The 14005-nt window shown below is 68.2% G+C and carries 10 protein-coding genes and 3 pseudogenes; 9 read left to right on the top strand and 4 right to left on the bottom strand.

Annotation, left to right across the window (positions count from 1 at the left end; all coding sequences use genetic code 11):
* The first annotated feature begins 187 nt into the window (after positions 1 to 187).
* The 3 genes from V1L54_RS29005 (at position 188) to V1L54_RS29015 (ending at position 2423) form a co-directional block, all read left to right on the top strand.
* Positions 188 to 427 (top strand): hypothetical protein, encoded by a 240-nt coding sequence (locus tag V1L54_RS29005; protein ID WP_330121148.1) that lies wholly within the window; start codon positions 188 to 190, stop codon positions 425 to 427.
* Positions 402 to 1880: a helix-turn-helix domain-containing protein gene (locus V1L54_RS29010; protein WP_330121149.1), complete on the top strand. Its 1479-nt coding sequence runs from the start codon at positions 402 to 404 to the stop codon at positions 1878 to 1880. Before V1L54_RS29005 ends, V1L54_RS29010 begins: the two co-directional genes overlap by 26 nt.
* 138 nt (positions 1881 to 2018) lie before the next feature.
* Complete coding sequence (locus V1L54_RS29015; RefSeq protein WP_330121150.1) at positions 2019 to 2423, top strand: hypothetical protein; 405 nt, start codon at positions 2019 to 2021, stop codon at positions 2421 to 2423.
* Between the two features lie 152 nt (positions 2424 to 2575).
* Here the strand turns inward: V1L54_RS29015 and V1L54_RS29020 are convergent, their stop codons facing one another.
* The gene (locus V1L54_RS29020; RefSeq protein WP_330121151.1) at positions 2576 to 2698 is read right to left on the bottom strand and encodes a hypothetical protein; all 123 of its coding nucleotides are present in this window, start codon (positions 2696 to 2698) and stop codon (positions 2576 to 2578) included.
* Positions 2699 to 2929: 231 nt separating this feature from the next.
* On the opposite strand from V1L54_RS29020, the gene V1L54_RS29025 reads away from it, so the two are divergent.
* From V1L54_RS29025 to V1L54_RS29035, 3 genes are all read left to right on the top strand, one after another.
* A complete protein-coding gene (locus tag V1L54_RS29025; RefSeq protein WP_330121152.1) occupies positions 2930 to 3349 on the top strand; it encodes a peptidoglycan-binding domain-containing protein in 420 nt (139 codons plus the stop codon).
* A 232-nt stretch (positions 3350 to 3581) separates the two neighbouring features.
* The gene (locus V1L54_RS29030) at positions 3582 to 3968 is read left to right on the top strand and encodes a peptidase inhibitor family I36 protein (RefSeq protein ID WP_330121153.1); all 387 of its coding nucleotides are present in this window, start codon (positions 3582 to 3584) and stop codon (positions 3966 to 3968) included.
* 492 nt (positions 3969 to 4460) lie between these two features.
* A complete protein-coding gene (locus tag V1L54_RS29035; protein WP_330121154.1) occupies positions 4461 to 7811 on the top strand; it encodes a tetratricopeptide repeat protein in 3351 nt (1116 codons plus the stop codon).
* Between the two features lie 117 nt (positions 7812 to 7928).
* On the opposite strand, the pseudogene V1L54_RS29040 reads toward V1L54_RS29035, so the two are convergent.
* Positions 7929 to 8081: pseudogene (locus V1L54_RS29040) on the bottom strand (IS5/IS1182 family transposase); the annotation flags it as partial.
* Positions 8082 to 8734: 653 nt separating this feature from the next.
* Positions 8735 to 9760 (bottom strand): annotated as a pseudogene (locus tag V1L54_RS29045) (IS110 family RNA-guided transposase); the annotation flags it as partial.
* A 466-nt stretch (positions 9761 to 10226) separates the two neighbouring features.
* Here V1L54_RS29045 and V1L54_RS29050 point away from each other — a divergent pair.
* Together V1L54_RS29050 and V1L54_RS29055 are read left to right on the top strand one after the other, a co-directional pair.
* Positions 10227 to 11054, top strand: a complete 828-nt coding sequence (locus tag V1L54_RS29050; RefSeq protein WP_330121155.1) for a M55 family metallopeptidase — start codon at positions 10227 to 10229, stop codon at positions 11052 to 11054.
* A 101-nt stretch (positions 11055 to 11155) separates the two neighbouring features.
* Positions 11156 to 11928: pseudogene (locus V1L54_RS29055) on the top strand (transposase).
* Positions 11929 to 12127: 199 nt separating this feature from the next.
* On the opposite strand, the gene V1L54_RS29060 reads toward V1L54_RS29055, so the two are convergent.
* A complete protein-coding gene (locus V1L54_RS29060) occupies positions 12128 to 13111 on the bottom strand; it encodes a hypothetical protein (RefSeq protein WP_330121156.1) in 984 nt (327 codons plus the stop codon).
* 279 nt (positions 13112 to 13390) lie between these two features.
* Here V1L54_RS29060 and V1L54_RS29065 point away from each other — a divergent pair.
* Positions 13391 to 14005 (top strand): DUF1707 SHOCT-like domain-containing protein (locus V1L54_RS29065; protein ID WP_330121157.1); only part of this gene is annotated, 615 nt, incomplete at its 3' end.

A 14005-nucleotide genomic window follows, 5' to 3' on the forward strand; every position in this document is an offset into this window, starting at 1 on the left:
TCAAACGAAACTGCCTAGGTCCGGGAGCGGTAGCAGGCGCCGTTGTCGGTGAGGACGCGGTGGAACGCGTGATGCCGTGGGCGGACAGAACGCGACGGCCCGGTGCCAGAACGCGTCAGTGGTGATCGCGCGTTCGTCTTCCAGGGCATTCGGTGGAGGCGAGCCGGAGTGGCTAGGACGGGCTTCGGTGGGAGCATCAGGGCGGACCGGCGTGGTCCACCTGCGGATGAGGCCTTCGTCGTCCCTGACAGTGGAAGGGTTCACCCAGGAGCGGGCGCTGCGTGAGCGGGCCGACCAGGCACTCAAGGAGTACCGCGCGGAGATCCGCCGGTACTTCAGGATCCGGGAGTGCGCGCTGGCCGACTCGGGCAAGGCGGCCGACGAACTGGCGAAGGAGAGCCGTGCCGACACCTCAGGTACTCGATGAACTGCTGCGCCAACTAAGGCCTCGTGTCTGCCAGGGTGCTGACCTTGATCCGCAGACGCTGATTGCCTGGCTGGGGCGGCAGCTCGAAGCGGAGATCGCCCTGCTTGACCGCGCGGGCGAGGTGGAGGTGTCCACCACCCGGCTTACACCGGACATCCTGGCCAGTCTCCAGCCGGTGCTGACGCAGTTGTCAAGCGGACAGCTGGCCGCTGCGGCCTCGCAGGTGGGCGTGTTCCATGTGCGCTGTGAGGCGCTGGGACGGCACGTGCCGCGTCCGGTGCTGGTGGTGGGCAGCCGGTTACCGCTGACACGCGAGGCGCTGGCGCTGGCATCCCATGTCGGCGCCATGGTCGAGGTGTTGCGACAAGCCAGCCAGGTCGACGAACTCACCCTGCGCTGTCAGCAGGCGGCAGCGCGGCTGCGCCTGGCGGTCTTCATGGCCCTGATGGCGGGAGATGTGACGCTGGCCCGCCGGGTGACGGCCGGCGCCCTTCCACCGTTACTGGACGCCGAGCGTCTGCGCATCCACCTGCTGCGCTGCCCGCCCTCAGACCGCGACAGGCTCATCGACGCCTACCAGGACGCGTCCGGCTATCACGGTCGCGGCCTGATGGTGCGCTGCCCTGTCTACGACCACCACCTCATCTGTCTCCTGCCCATGGACCACGACGGCACCTACGTGGACGACCGCCTGGCCACGCCCTTGCGGGCGCTGGTGCGAGACAACCCGCACTACGCACTGGGCATCAGCGCCCCCGTGCCCTTGCCGGCCACTGCCCAGGCCTACGATCAAGCCCGCCATGCCCTGGCCGTCGCCGGCCACACGCCCGACCGGGTCGCCGACTACCACGGCCGGCCACCGCTGGCCGGACTGCTCCCCCGTCAACAAGCCCTCGCCTGGGCCCACGCCTTCCTGGAGCCGATCAGGGCGGCCCCCCGGCTCACCCTCGACATCACCAGCCTTGCCCTGAACTTTCCCCGCTCCGGTGTGGCGCGGCTGCTCGACATCAGCCGCAACACCGTCACCGCCCATCTGAGGCGTGCCCAAGACGCCCTCGGCCTCAACCTGCAGGACCCCCGCAGCCGCGCCGAACTCGCCCTGGCCCTGGCGATCACCGACCTCCCGCTACCCGACGGCAACGCCGCAGCCGAGCAGGTGCCGACGCCGTCGGTGGACAGTCTGCTGTCCACCGAAGCCGCCATCACCTGGGCCCATGCCTTCCTCCAGCCCCTGCAGCCCGGCACGGACCGCACCGTGCACCAGACCCTGCGAGCCTGGATCGAAGCCGGCACCGACGCCCGGCGAACGGCCCAAAACCTCGGCATCAGCCGCGCTACCGTTCGCGCCCATCTGCGCACCGCCGAACAGCTCCTGAAACGCAGCCTCCTGACCCCAGGCCCCGGCACCCACGAACTGGTCCACGCGTTCCGCATCGCCGACCGTGCACCGTGAACAGTCGCAGCCCCGCGACTGCGCACCGTGCGCATTGCCTGAACAGTTGTAGGTACCCCAGCATCTGTACCCAGGGGATAGTCGGGTGTGTCTGACCGGCGGGTACCCATCGGGACAAAAACGGGGAGCTGATTCGTTGTGCGCGTTCTGACCAAGCGGATGGCCATCGTGGCGACAGCGGCCGCCGCGCTCGCCACCGCAGGGCTGGCCTCGGCCCCCGCTGCCTCGGCCTACGACTACAACGGATGCGGCTGGCCCCGCGTCTGCTTCTATCTGACCGACAGTGACTGGAACGACGGCGCGCCCACGGCCGCGTACCAGGACGTCACCAACTACTACCAAGACCTCGGATCCAAGAGCCGGGGTGCCAACAAGGTCAGGAACACCCGCAACGATGACCGGGTCTATCTGCGCTACGTCGACCAGTACAGCGTGACGTACTACGCGTGCCTGAAGCCCAACCAAACCCTCCACTTCAACTCCACCTCCACGGTGACTGGCATCAGGATCGACACCCAGTCCACCTGCCCCTCATCCCTCTGACAGGGGCTGCCGTCTGCGCTGGCCATGAAGCCGACGGCAAGCTCCAACGCCATCGCTCCGCTCGCAGTGATCAACCTCGGTCTGAGAACCATGCGGGGCCCAAAGCGCCCTCGACACCAACACGTGCCCCACCGGAGGGGTTTCGGCTTCGCTCAGCCGCGCGCCCAGTCCTGCCGCTCCGTGTCGATCACGTCGAAGCCTCCGCCCTGGCCGTCGGCGGCGTCGCGTACCAGCTGCTGACGCGCGAGTGGGCCGTCCTGCCGAAGCAGACGCACGACGGCTGTTGCCAAGTACCTGTAGAGGAGTGAGCGAGAACCCTGGAAGCGGGCTCACGAGCTTCCGGCCGAGGCAACCTGAAACGTTGCAGGTACGCCTCGGCTCCGAACAACTTCACACTGATCAGGCACTCTGCCAGAGCACAGTACGACTAATTCAAGCGAGCCGGGTGGACACACGAAGAGGTCCCCGAATCCCGTACAAGATGGGGGTAGAACTTGCGATTCCGAGTGAAGCTCGGCATGGCCGTCGGAGCGACTGCACTGACCCTGTCAGGCCTCTCGGTCATTCCGGCAGCAGCCGCTGACGTAAGCGTCCAGGCGTACTCGTGCAACGCCACGTGGACAAGTGAAGGGACCGACGACAGCAAGTATTACGCTGGGTACTACAGCGGGGAGACCGTCCAGCCTTCCTCGACGTCCGTGTCTGCGGCAGGCAAGGAGGCCCAGTGCATTCTCAAGCACAAGGGCTACAGTCCGGGCACCGTCGACGGAATCTTCGGGAGTAACTCGCAGGTGGCCGCGAAGAAGTTCCAGGCACGCGTCAATGAGTTATGCGGCAGGCGGGTCCTGGCGGTGGACGGCAAGGTTGGCCCCGCGACGTGGCCGTATCTGCGTCAGGTGTACATCTGCTGGGACGAGAACAACTGACAGCAGTCATGGCTGGGGCCGGACCGGCGTCCGCTGAGACAAGGCTGAAGTGGCGCGTGAGCTGCTGAGCATGCCGCGCACGCCCGATGACATCCCTACTGACGCCCTGGCCGGCCGCCCGAAGAGAATTGGTGTCGGCAAGTCCGACGACATGGTGCGAGCTGCCTTGTCCCCTCCCGGGGGCCCGGTCAGTCTTGACGCCGACAATGGAAACTTTGTCCAGGGGGAATTGATGAGGGTTCACAAGAGGCTCGGTGTCGCGATTGCCGCGCTCTCCATCGTGGGAGCGACGCAGGCAACAGCGGCGGCCACCGGCTCCGGCGAGATCGGAGTGCAGGCGAAGTCCGACTGTCCGGACGGATGGTTCTGCGTGTGGCCGCGGGCCAACTACCAGGGCACGATGCAGAAGGTGCAGTACGACAACTCGGACCTCTTCCAGTATGGAGGCGCCTTCAAGAACGGCGTCGTGTCCATGTACAACAACGGCAACAGCTGCGACGTGACGGTGTACATCAACACCAACTACCGGGGCAACGGAGGGACCCTGAAGCGCGGCGAGTCCGTGGCCAGCATGCCGTCCACGCCGATCGGCTCCAACGACTGGGTCAACTGCCGCTGACCATGCGGTTGGCGGAAGGTCGAGTGCGGCAGGATACGGAACCGACAGGGCTCCCGGGCAGTCGGGTTGAGGCGTCGAACACCTCACTCAACGGCGCGGGAGCTCTGTGCGTTGCGGCCGGCCCGCCCGTCACCCACACGGGACCCGGACTGAAAGGGCTCACTGCCAAGGGTAGCGGCCTTACCCCGGGGACCGAGCCGTTCGGCTTCCACAGCGGCTTTGACGGTACGCCAGCCGCTGTCGGGGGACCGGACGGGCAGGAATCACAGCCACTTTCCGTAGGTGGCGACAGTGACGTGGCGCATCGGACGGAGGCTTCGTAGGTTCGGGCTTACACGATCAAGCAGGTATCGCAGAGGTATGCCTCGGACGGGTCCCGAGCCCATGTGGCAGGGAGTACGGTGCTGGCGGATGGTTGTGTGAGACTGCGAGGCTTTTCGGGTTGTATGCGGGGAACTGGTGGGCAGGCAATGCGATATGGGCTGGAGGGGCATGGACACGGCCGATGCCGACATCGGTTATGAGCACTGCCTCGCACTGGGCCGCGCGGCCCTGGCCGTCAGGCGGCTCGAGGAGGCCGGCCGGCTGCTGGGGGATGCCGTGGCGCTACGGCCGGACGCGGCGGAGGCGCATCTCGAGTTGGCTGCGGCGTTACGTGGCCTCGGCCGACTCGAGATGGCGCGCCGCGCCTACTCCCAGGCCCTCGCGGTCGACCCCTCCTGCACAGCGGCCGCGGACGGGCTGCAGAGCCTGCGCCCCGGCCAGGGACTACGGAGTAACTTCCAGGTTGGCCAGCGCCTGGGCAGCCACCGGCACGTCGGACACTGGACCGTGCTGGACGTGCGCCGGGGCGGATTCGGCGTCGTCTACGTCGTCCGCTCCAGCGCCACCGGCAAGCGTCGGGTGCTCAAGACCTTCGACACCCGCCTGCTGTGGAGCGACGAGGACCGGGCCCGCTTCGAGCGCGAGGCGCTGACCTGGGTGCGGCTGCCCCCGCACCCCCACGTGGCCCTCGCGGAGAATGTGGAGTGGATCGAGGGCCTGCCCTGCGTGGTCACCGACTATGCCGAGGGCGGCGACCTGGCCGGTCTGCTGGCCGCCGGGGCGCTGCCGCCCGCGCAGGCCCTGCGTTTCGCCCGGCACCTGTGCGACGGACTGTGCCACGCCCATGATCAACTGGGTTTGGTGCACCGCGACGTGAAACCGGCGAACTGCCTGCTGACGAAGGACCGCACCTTGCAGGTGACCGACTTCGGACTGGCTCGAGCGTTCGGGGATGACGGTGGCGACGCGCCACCGGGCCTGGCAGCGTTGCCGGCCGCCACGCAGGCGCAGTACACCACGGTGGCGGGCACACCGCGCTACATGGCTCCCGAGCAGTTCGCCCCCGGAGCAGCGCTGGACACCCGCGCCGACATTTACGCGTTCGGCGTGGTGCTCTTCCAGATGGTCACGGGTGGACTGCCGGCTGGGTACGGGCAGGCACAGAGGTACATCCACCGCGCGGTCGGCTGGCGTGCCCGCCGCACCCGACTCTACCGGCTGATCATGTCGTGCACTGCGCCGGACCGAGAGGACCGGCCGCCGGACTTCACCACGGTGCGAGAGCAACTGGACGGGGTGTATCACGAGGTGCTCGGCCGACCGGCCCCGGCCCCCGCCCGAATGCGCTGCCTTGACGCCGAGGGATGGGTGTCAAGGTCGCTGGCGCTGCACAACCTCCGCCGCTACAGCGAGGCGCTGGAGGCGGTACGGCACGGGCTGGAGACGGCGGAGCAAGACCGGGCCGGCGACGTCACCCGCAGCAAGCTATGGCAGGTGCGCGGCATGGCCCTGGAGAGCATGAGGCGGTTCGACGAGGCGCTGGCCGCCCACGACCGCGCGGTCGCCCTGAACCCCGACGAGCCCAGCGCCTGGCTGTGTCGGGGGACGGTCCTCGACTGGCTGGGGCGAAGCGAGGACGCGCTCGCCTGCATCGAGCGCACCCTGGAGCTCCAACCCGCGGACGGTATGGCCTGGGGAAGCAAGGCGAGCATCCTGCGGAGAAGGGAGCGTTTCGGGGAGGCGGAGGAGGCGTACGCTCGCGCACTGGGACTGCGCCCCCGCGACGAGAACATCCTGTTCGGCCGGGCCGTGCTGCGAAGGCTCACGAACCGGGAGACCGAGGCGCTGGCGGACTTGGACCAGACCCTGGCCGTCGCGCCGCGTTTCTTCCCGGCCCTCCTTGAGAAGGGCCGCGCACTGCTGGCGCTGTCACGTCCGGCGGAGGCGGTCGACGTCCTCCAGCGGGCAGCGGAGCTCAAGCCGGACGACGCGGAGGTCTGGTGGAACATCCTGCAAGCCGCGTACGACCTCAAGCGCTACGAGTACGCCCTGAAATGCTGCGAGCAGACCATGCGGGTGGGGGATGAGACGGCGAGCCTGTGGGTGTACAAGGGGGCCATCATCTACAGGCTCCACGGTGACGCCGAGGAAGAGCTGGCCTGTTACGAGCGTGCCATCGAGCTTGACCCAGAGTCAGCCGTGGCGTGGGTGAACAAGGCTTACGCCCTCCGTCAGCTCGGCCGCATGGAGGAGTCACTGGTTTGCTACGACCGAGCCGTCGGGCTTGACTCCGGCTGCGCGGACGCCTGGCACGGAAAATCCTTCACGCTGCGCGCGCTCGACCGGGACGAGGAGGCGCTCGCCTGGGTCGAACGTGGTGTCGAAACGGTCCCGGACAACTCCGAGATCTGGGCCGAGAAGGGCAGGATCCTGACCAAGCTCTCCCGCCTGGAGGATGCGCTGTCCTGCCACGAACGCCGACGACAGCTAGACCCCACAGACGTCGACGCATGGCTGGACATCGGTTACGTGCTGGGTGAGTTGGGCCGCCACGATGAAGAGATGGCCTGCTACGACGAGGCTCTGGGGATCTGGCCGGATGAGCCCCGGCTGTGGGGCGACAAGGCGGTCGGGCTCCGGGACCGGGAACGCTTTGAGGAGGCGGAGGAGACATTCGCCCGTTCCCTGGAGCTGGCACCCCACAACGAGCGTCTCCTGGTGAACCGAGCCGTGCTGCGTCGGCGTACGGGCCGGGAGGCCGACGCGTTGACCGATCTGGACCAGGCCCTGGCCGTCGCACCCCATTACTATCCCGCCCTCTTCCACAAGGGCTGCGTGCTGCTGGAGCTGTCGCGTCCGGCCGAAGCCGCCGAGATTCTGGAACGGGCGGCCGCGATCGACCCGGACGACGCGGACGTGTGGTGGAACATCCTGCGAGCCGCCTTTGACCTCGAACGCTACGAGCAGGCGTTGGACTGCTGCGAGCAGGCCATGCGAGTGGGGGACGAGACGGCGAATTTGTGGGTGTACAAGGGCCTCATCGTCCACAGGATGGGCGGGGACGGAGGGGAGGCACTGGCCTGCTACCAGCGTGCCGTCGAGCTTGACCCGAAGTCGGCCGTGGCGTGGGTGAACAAGGGCGACAGCCTCCGCGCCCTCGACCGCATGGACGAGGCCCTGGCCTGCTACGACCGCGCTACCGAACTCGACCCCCGAATGGCGGTAGCCTGGTCCAGGAGATTCCTCGCGCTGCGCGCGCTGGATCGGCACGAGGAGGCACTCGCCAGCATTGAGCGTGCCGTCGAGGCGGACCCCGAGGACGCCACCGCGTGCGGTCACAAGGGCGCGGTACTGACCGCGCTCGGTCGGCTGGAGGATGCGCTGGCCTGCTATGAGGAGGCCCTGGAGTGCTGGCCGGGCGAACCCTGGCTGTGGGACGCCAAAGGAGTGGCACTGGAAAACCTTGGCCGTGCCGACGAGGCGGCCATGGCCTTTGAGCGCGCCCGCCACAGCAGATAGGGTCAGTCTCCCTGGGGCTTTCCGCCGTGGAAGACCCGATCGGCTGCGAACGAAGAGACCACCTCACCCGTTCTCACTGACCCGGCGGCCAAGCGCTTTCTCGTCACCGAGCCTCTTTCATCCTGTGCAGTCGCAGGTCAGGAGGACGTGTAAGGCTTGGACGGTGCGGCCGACGCGTGGGGTTGAGCAGCGGACTCGCTGTAGTGCCCGCCAGGACTTCAGCTCGGCGAAGGCGCGTTCGCCCGGAGCGCGCAGCCGGGCCTGGTCACCTGGGAAACCTGCCGCTCTGGTGGGGCAGCCTGCCCGGCCGCCCCGGCGGCTGGGCAGGCGGTGTCGCGGTCTGTGTGTTCCACGGGCCGGACCGGTAGCGCCGGGCGGTGCCGGCCCGGTGGCTCACACGTCCTCGATCTCGGTGATCACGGTGGTGGTGCGCAGCAGCCGGTAGGTCACCGAGTCGGGAGCATGGGCTCCGGCGGCATCGGAGATGGGCGAGCGCCTCGTCCCGGTCAGTGAACCGTCCCGGTCTGGTGCGCCACTGGCCCGCGGCTCCGGCCCGGATGGTCCAGTGGAAGCTCTCGACCGGCGCGGCCGTGGTTTCTTCCAGGGTGTGGGGGTGCGGGGCGTCATCGGCCACGGCGGTAGTCCTTGGCTGCCGGGTGTCGCGCAGGGGACGCGCCCTCTTGCGTCCAGGTGGTGGTCTCCTCCGTCTCCTGCTCCAGACCCGGGGCGGGGCCACTGGCGGGGGTGGACGGCCTGGACGCCGGCGTGGTCGTAGCGGTCGGGCAGACAGCGACCGGTGGGGAAGTGCGCTGAGGGTCGGGCGGCGTGGACGGCGTGGGCGCAGGCCCAGCCGGTGCGCACCAGATGGGTGGCGGTGGTGGCGGCGTCAGTGTCGAAGGGCTCAATGGTCCTTGTAGGAACGGCAGGAACATGGCCCGTTTGAGCTGCCGGTTGCCGCCTCTGGGCGCGTGCTCGCCGTGGATCGAGGTCCCCGACGACTTGGTTGTCGGGGCGAGGCCGGCGTAGGAGGCCAGGTGGGCGGCGGTGGGGAAGCTGGTGCCATCACCGACGGTGACCAGCAAGGTGGCGGCGGTCCTGACGCCGACGCCGGGCAGCGACGTCAGGACCTTGGAAAGAGGGTGCGCCTCCAGCAGAGCCTCGATCTGCGCCTCCAGCGCCCGGCGCTGTTCGTGGACGGCCGCGAGCGAGCGGGCCAGGGAGGGGATTACGACATCGAGGGTGCCGGTACCGGGGACGGTGACGGTCTGCTCGTCCAGGGCGGTGAAGACCTCATCGATCAGGCGGGCGGCCATGCGCGGGGCCTTGGGCCGGATCAGCTCGACGAGCTTGCGGCGGCCCGCTTTGCGCAGGGCGGCCGGGGAACCGTGGCGTTCCAGCAGCCAGGTGACCGCCGGGTGGTCCAGGCGGGGGCCGAGGGCGCGTTCGAGGCTGGGATGGAACTGGGTGAGCAGGCCGCGGATCCGGTTGGAGGTGCGGGTGGCCTCGGCCGCGAGGTCCTGGTCGAAGCCCACCAGGACGGTCAGCTCGGCGGTGACTTCGTCGGTCGGTGCCAGGGAGCGCAGGGTGTGCGGCATCGTGCGGGCGGCGTCCGCGATGACCGCGGCGTCCTTCGCGTCGGTCTTCGCCTCGCCCGGATACAGGTCGGCGATCCGCCGCATGGCCAGGCCGGGCAGGTAGGCGACCTTGCAGCCCGCGTCGCGGGCGACGGTGAGCGGGAGGGCTCCGATGGAGGCGGGCTGGTCCACGATCACCAGGACGGTGCCGAACTTCGCAGTCAGCTTGTCGAAGACGGCCCGCAGCTTCGGCTCGCTGTTGGGCAGGGGCTTGTCGAAGACCTTCTTGTCGGCCGGGGTGAGCCCGTGCCCGTGATGGGCACTCTTGCCGACATCCAGGCCGAGGAAGACGCCCACGTCGTCGTTGTCGTACAACCTGTCCTCCCGAACGAGGTTCGTGCGGTGCTGGCCAGGGCGACGGCGCCGTACGCGCGCATCCACGTTATGCAGATCCGCCGCCCGCGAACAGCCGGGCATTGCGCCCGGCCGGGCGGTAGTCGGACCTCTCATCAGCGTCTCCAACGGCACCCCACAGGCCCGGTGACACCACCCCCCAGGTCATCCGTTCGACAGGGGGGACAGATCATCGTCAGGTCTTTGCCGGGACGGCTCCATTCGGGCCGTCCCGCGATCAGCGGACGGTAACCGACCGGGCCCCGCACAGTGGCTTCGTTCACGTTCAGCAGCAGCGTTTGTTCACTGGTTGCGGCGTCAGTTGGTGATCTACAAGTTCGTTTGTGTTCACGAGAAACAGCGTCAGTGCCAGGGGACGGCCTGGTCGACAAAGCCGGGGATCTGCCATGTATGTCGGCCTGGTGCACGAAGCACGTAGGCTCTCTGGGTGAAGGTATTGATCTCTGTTGACATGGAGGGCATCTCGGGGATCGTGCATCCCACCGAGACGAACCCAGATGGCTACGACTACGCGCGTGGCCGGGCGTCAATGACGGCCGAGGCGAACGCCGTGATCGCCGGTGTCCTGGACGCCGAATCCACGGCCGAGGTGCAGGTCGCCGACGCGCATGGCTCTTTCCGCAATCTGCTGCCCGAGGAACTCGACCGCCGGGCGCACCTGGTTCGTGGCAAGCCGCGGCCGCTGGGCATGCTCGGCGGACTCGACGAGCAGACCGACGCGGTCCTGCTCGTCGGCTACCACACCCGCGCCGGCGGCGGACCAGCCGTGCTGGCACACACCATGAACGACGGCATCCTCGACGTGCGCGTGGCCGGACGTTCCATGGGCGAGATCGGCCTCAACGCCGCCATGGCCGGGTATCTGGGCGTGCCGGCCGTGCTGCTCAGCGGCGACGACAGCGCCTGCGCCGAACTGCGTGACCTGGTCCCCTCCGCGGTCACCGTCGCGGTCAAGCAAGCCCTCGGTCAGGGCGCCGCCGTCGCCCTGCATCCCGAAGAAGCGCGGGACCGGCTGCGCCATGCGGCCGCCGAAGCCGTCACGCGGTGCCCCCAGGTTCCACCGCTGTCCCTTGCCGGACCGCTCGATATCGAGGTCGACCTTTCCGCGCCGTTCATGGTTGACCTGGCGACCCTCGTGCCAGGGGTCTCACGCGGTGAAGGTGGCCGGACGGTCACCTTCACCGCCGCCGACTTCGCCGACGCCTATCAGCTGGTCCTGCTCCTTGCGCAGCTTGCCACCATCAAGCCTGGCTAGGATTCAGCCGACTTTGGACGGCTCTTCGGCGCGGGCCCGGGTGCTGGCCAGGCGGTAGATGGTGTCCCGTAACTGCTGGTAACGGGTGAGATGATCTTGTGGTGGCTGGTGTGATCACGGCGTCGGAGCCGTTCTGGATAGCCCCGTTCACCGGGCTGAGCCCGCGGCAGTTCGGCAAGCTGATCACCGCGCTGCGACGTGAGGGCGCCGATCCGGTCCGCCGGGGCCGGCCGTGGTCGCTGCCGCTGGAGGACCGGGTGCTACTGGTGGCCGCGTACTGGCGCACCAACCTCACCCTGCGCCAACTCGCCCCGCTGTTCGGCATCTCCAAGTCGGCCGCCGACCGGATCGTCGACCACCTCGGGCCGGCCCTCGCGCTCCAGCCCCGCAAACGGTTCCGCAAGGACACCGTGCTCATCGTGGACGGCACGCTGGTGCCCACCCGCGACCGGATCGTGGCCGCCTCCAGCAAGAACTACCGCTACTCCACCAGCCACCAGGTCGTCATCGACGCCGACACACGCCTCGCCGTCGCCGTCGGGAAGCCACTGCCGGGCAACCGCAACGACTGCCGGGCCTGGGAAGAGTCCGGTGCCAAGGACGCCGTCGGCACCACACCCACAGTGATCGCCGACGGCGGTTACCGGGGCACCGGCCTGACCATCCCGCACTACCGCCGACACCGGGACGAGGAACTGCCGGTCTGGAGGAGGAGCACAACGCCTCCCACCGCCGAGTCCGTGCCCGCGTCGAGCACACCTTCGCCCGGATGAAGACCCGGAAGATCCTCCGCGACTGCCGCCTCAGGGGCGACGGTGTTCACCACGCCATGCTCGGCATCGCCCGCCTGTACAACCTGGCCATCGCCGGATGACAGACAAACGAGCAGGTCAGCAGACATGTCCCTGAGAATTTACGGGACAATCTCCAGAGCAACGGCTTCTGAACCCTGGGGTGTGGCCTGTCTTCGCCAGGCCGCCACCACGGCTGCGGCACCGCTGTGCGTCCGGTCAGGGCTCGATGAAGGGCAGGGCGGCGGCCAGTTCGGCGGGAATCGCCGAACCATATGCCGCTCAGTCGGGCGGAACGATGAGTTCTCGATGATGAACCGGGGACTGCGGGCATTCCCAGACAGGCTCCCCGGCGACGACGTGGGCCACCAGAGGGTGCGGGTGCCCAGGGCAGGGGGGAATCGGATCACCGCTTGCGGCTTCGATGAGGTGGTCCTGCAGTTGGGAGGCGAGAGACATGATGGCCTCCGCACGGTCCACTCCCAGCGTGAAATGCGCCGCGAGGGTCTCCGGCTGCTCGGCTGCGCTGTCGGCGATGAACACGACCTCGGATTCGACGGCGGCCACGCCGCCCAGAGCTTCCTCCGGCACCCTGAAGGAGGTGCGACCGACGGGTGCGGTCTCCGTGACGTGCCAGGACTGACCGGACTGGCACAAACGGGCGAGGATCGCTTGGGCCAGCCGGCGGATTTCGTCTTCGGGTACGGGCATTGTCCTAGTTCGTGAGGTTGAGCCGACCGGCGAAGGCCAGGGAGGCGGTGCCGCCCGGACCGATGTTGTGGCGCCAGGTGATGTAGTCCTGGTATCGATCCGGTTTCTGGCGTAGACGGACTTCATCGTGCCATGGATCTGGTAGTTCAGCGGAACGGAGTGCGGGGCATTCTGGCCGGCGAACGAGCCGTTGCGCCACCAGCGAAGTCCCGTTTCGTTGATGTTACCCACCACCGTCCTCTGATTGGCTGCGGACAGCTTGAAGCCCCAGGGCAGCGTGCGCGTGGACCCGCAGTAGTACTGCACGTTGAAGGTGCCGTTGCTGTCGATGAACGTCACACCGTTGCCGCAGCCCAGATCCCATTCGTTGGCCTGTGCTGTAACCGATTCGTTCCCGGTGTGATCTTCACGAATCGCCTCGGCCTCCCCTGCCCCGATCGGCTTGCCGAAGTCCAATGTCAGGGTGCTCAAGGCAGTCTGAACAGTGAGGCTTTCCACGCCTGACCAGCGGAAATGAGACGGCCAGGTTCGGAAAGACAACAGCTTCTTAGCCACACCGTGGCAGCCGCCCGATCACCCCGTGACAGCAGTCGAAGGGCACCTCATCGCCGCTCCCGTTCGAGCAGCCTCAAATCGCTGACGCTGGTGCCCCGCGAACCCGCCCATAGGAACAGCCACCCCCAGGGCAGCCGACCCGCCACACCTTGGTCAAGGAACAACAGCCACTTGGTGACCCCATGAGGAAGGTCAGGCGGACAGGCTGCTGGAGCTCGCGCTGGAGAAGTTCCGGGCCGTCAGCCTGATCCGGGAGTGCGGCTGCCTATCCTTGTGGCCATGACTGCCCAGTTTCCTGAGCCCACTCCGCGCTCTGCCCGATCAGGCGAAATCCGAGCCTCTCACGACGACCGCGAAGCGGTCGTGGAGCAGCTGCGCGATGCGGCGGCCGATGGGCGAATCGATTTCGATGAGCTGGACTCGCGCCTGGAGCAGGCGTTCAAGTCCAGGACTCACGCCGAGTTGGCCGCCCTGACCGCCGACCTGCCGCGGCCGCATTCCTCGCAGGACCAGCTGCCACTGGTGCTCAAGGGCGGCGTGTTCGGCGCATCCCGGGGCCCCGAGCGCTGGGAGGTGCCCGGGCGCGTGATCGCCCACGGAGGCGTGGGAGGCGTGAATATCGACTTCACCCGGGCCGAGTGCCGCCTCACGGAGGTCGCGGTGGAGGCGTACGGGGAGACAGCCGGTGTCACGATCGTCATCCCCGACGGCTGGGCCGCAGACATCAGCGGCGTGGATCCCGGCGTCGGAGGCCTGCAGGACGAGACCACATCCGACCGGCTCCCGGGAACTCCGCTGATCCGGCTCACCGGGTCCGGCGGCCTGGGAGGAGTGGTCATCCGTCACCCCAACCACCGGGAGCGGCGCAAGCTGCACAGCAACCCGACGCGTGAC

This window comes from Streptomyces rubellus (assembly GCF_036323805.1).
Classification (GTDB): Bacteria; Actinomycetota; Actinomycetes; order Streptomycetales; family Streptomycetaceae; genus Streptomyces.